Annotated in this window: 3 protein-coding genes and 1 pseudogene; all 4 read right to left on the minus strand. The window is 65.5% G+C overall.

Features of this window, described 5'->3' with window-relative positions; genetic code table 11:
• Positions 1-633 (minus strand): FAD binding domain-containing protein (locus tag AWB67_RS36305; protein ID WP_087660676.1); only part of this gene is annotated, 633 nt, incomplete at its 3' end.
• Positions 630-1283, minus strand: coding sequence for an aldehyde dehydrogenase iron-sulfur subunit PaoA (gene paoA / locus AWB67_RS36310; RefSeq protein ID WP_087660677.1), 654 nt, complete (start codon positions 1281-1283; stop codon positions 630-632). The genes AWB67_RS36305 and paoA, both read right to left, overlap by 4 nt.
• Before the next feature lie 225 nt (positions 1284-1508).
• Positions 1509-2255 (minus strand): SDR family oxidoreductase, encoded by a 747-nt coding sequence (locus AWB67_RS36315; RefSeq protein WP_087660678.1) that lies wholly within the window; start codon positions 2253-2255, stop codon positions 1509-1511.
• A gap of 152 nt (positions 2256-2407) precedes the next feature.
• A pseudogene (locus tag AWB67_RS42665) lies at positions 2408-2526 on the minus strand (LysR family transcriptional regulator); the annotation flags it as partial.

Genomic DNA, 2526 nt, shown 5'->3' on the forward strand with positions numbered 1-2526 from the left:
TTCGCCGCGCTCGAGCACCGTCTCGATATGCGGCGTGTTGCCGGGCAGACGATGGAAATCGGCGATCGGGATCGTGCGCGCTGAGCCATCCGGGCGCACGGTCGCGACGCTGGCATCGAGCACGCGCATCGCGACAGCCATGTCGCTCGGATGCGTGGCGATGCACGCGTTGCTCACACCGACCACGGCGTGCTGGCGGCTGATGCCGCCGATCGCCGAACAGCCACTGCCGGGCGAGCGCTTGTTGCACGGCTGGTTCGTATCGTAGAAATAGGGGCAACGCGTGCGCTGAAGCAGATTGCCGGCCGTCGTCGCCATGTTGCGCAACTGGCCCGATGCGCCCGCGAGCAGCGCCCGCGACAGCACGCCGTAATCGCGCCGCACGCGCGGGTCGGCGGCGAGATCGGTGTTGCGCACGAGCGCGCCGATCCGCAATCCGCCCTCGGGCGTGGCCTCGATCCGGTCGAGACCGAGGCCGTTGACGTCAATCAGATGCGTGGGCGTCTCGATGCCGAGCTTCATCAGGTCGAGCAGGTTCGTCCCGCCCGCGATGAACTTGGCGCCCGGCGTATTCAGCGCAGCAGCGGCGGCTTCAGCGGGAGATCGCGCGCGATCGTAGGAAAAGGCATTCACGTCTTGCTCCCAGCCACTTCCGCGATGGCGGCCGCGATGTTCGAATACGCTCCGCAGCGGCAGATGTTGCCGCTCATGCGCTCGCGGACTTCGGCGGCCGTCGTTTGCGGGCGTGCGGTCAGGTCAGCGCTGACGTGGCTGGGAATGCCCTGGCGGATTTCATCGAGCACCGCCACGGCTGAGCAGACCTGCCCGGGCGTACAGTAGCCGCACTGATAGCCGTCGTGCTTCACGAAGGCTGCCTGCATCGGATGAAGGTGGTCTCGCGTGCCGAGTCCTTCGATGGTGGTGACGTTCGCGCCGTGCTGCATCACGGCGAGCGTCAGGCACGAGTTGATGCGCCGGCCGTTGACGATCACCGTGCAGGCGCCACACTGGCCGTGATCGCAGCCTTTCTTCGTGCCGGTCAGACGCAGGTGTTCGCGCAGGGCGTCGAGCAGGGTGGTGCGCGTGTCGAGTTCAAGGTGTTCGAGCTTGCCGTTCACCGTCAACGACAGCTTCGACGTGACGGGCGCGCGTGCCGCTGCCGAAGGGGCGCCCGAAGCGGCGTTCTGAGCCCCGGCGAGCGGCGCGGCAACGGCCGTCGCGGAGGCCGCGCCCATCTTCAACAGGTTGCGGCGTGTGATCCTGATGTCGCTTAACTCTTCCATTGTCGAGTCCTTGTCTGCTGACAGGTTCATGAAGCGAAGTTGCCGCGACGGCTCGTCGTGCTACGGAGCTGCCGCGTCGACTGGCTTGGGCCGGGACTTGTTCCCGGCGACAGGATGCAGGCTTTCACCGAGATTACAGGGCAGCGCGAGTCGCGACTAGCCGCTCAATTCTGCAAGAGGTTGTGAACGACATTCAATAATCCCGATTCGGGCGGACGGCGCGCCTCACAATTCCTGACTAGTCGGCCTGAAAAGGACCTCATTCACATCGACGTCGTCCGGTTGGCTCATCGCGAACGCCACGACGCGTGCGAACGATTCCGCCGGAATCGCGAACTGCTCGTAGAACTCGTGGATGCCCTTCGCGACGTCGGCTTCGGTGACGCTGTCGGGGAGTTCGGTGGCGATCGCGCCCGGCGACACGATCGTCGTCCGGATGTTGTAGGGCTTCACTTCCTGGCGCAGGCCTTCCGAAATTACGCGCACGGCGGTCTTGGTCGCGGCGTACACGGCGCTGCCCGGACGCACCTTGTGCCCCGCCACCGACGATACGTTGATGATGTGCCCGCTCTTTCGCGCCTTCATGTGCGGCAGCGCGGCGGCGATTCCGTAGAGCACGCCCTTGAGGTTCACGTCGATCATGCGGTTCCAGTCGTCCAGCTTGCCGCGCTCGAGGAGCGAGTGCGGCATCAGGCCCGCGTTGTTGATCATCACGTCGATCCGGCCATAGGTCGCTACAGCGGTATCGACGAGATGCCGGACCTGCGCGGCGTCGGTGACGTCGGTCTTGATCGCGAGCGCCGTCGCGCCGCTGGCGACGATGGCCGCGGCCAGTTCGTCGATGCGGTCGATGCGCCGCGCGCCCAGCACGACCACTGCGCCTTTCGAGGAAAGCAGGCGGGCCGTGGCTTCGCCTAGGCCGCTGCTCGCGCCCGTGATCACGACCACCTTGTCCTTGATGTTGTCCGTCATGGTTCGATTACCTCTCGTGGAGTTGCGGCGATGGGTGCGTTCGCGTCGCGCTGGAAACGTTCGATGTTACGGGCGCCGCGCCGCGAGCATAAGCCCGGAAACGCGCATGCCCTTATGCGAACGGCTCACAAATGGCGCCGCCGCACACCTCGCTATCGGCGATTTGCCCAATCCCGCACCGCATCAGCGAACAGCTTTAGCGCGGCCGGCGGATGACGATTGGCGGGGTAATAAAGGCAAAGGCCGGGAAACGAAGGACACCACTCCGGCA

Source organism: Caballeronia terrestris, from assembly GCF_001544515.1.
GTDB lineage: Bacteria > Pseudomonadota > Gammaproteobacteria > Burkholderiales > Burkholderiaceae > Caballeronia > Caballeronia terrestris.